This is a genomic window from Gloeomargarita sp. SKYB120 (genome assembly GCA_025062155.1).
Lineage (GTDB): Bacteria > Cyanobacteriota > Cyanobacteriia > Gloeomargaritales > Gloeomargaritaceae > Gloeomargarita.
This window is the reverse complement of sequence record JANXAM010000023.1, coordinates 41,162-41,417: the sequence shown is the minus strand read 5'-3', so window position 1 is coordinate 41,417 and position 256 is coordinate 41,162. Positions and strand designations below refer to the sequence as shown.

Sequence of the window (256 nt, the reverse complement as noted above, 5' to 3'; positions counted from 1 at the left end):
ACCTAGATATTGTGACGTTACTAACCTCGTCGTTCTCGCTGATTTCCTAAAACAAACAAGATTTCTGCACAAACACTCACCAATCCGCCACGAAGCGCAGTGGTTATGGTTCCAATAACCTGAGTGGACACATTGCCAGGCACTAGACGTGAACCAAGGGCTACGCCCAAATGTACCCCCACAACTGTGAGTCCCTGCTTCAGGGTTAATGTAGTACTGTTTTGAGCATACGATACATCCTTCAAACCACCGAGTC

The 256-nt window shown here is 47.3% G+C and carries 1 protein-coding gene; it reads right to left on the bottom strand.

The genetic code is table 11. The annotated features are described in order from the left end of the window. Nucleotides 1-20: 20 nt before the first annotated feature. Nucleotides 21-256, bottom strand: a 236-nt coding sequence (locus NZ705_09025) for a hypothetical protein (GenBank protein MCS7293093.1), incomplete at its 5' end; no start/stop codon positions are given.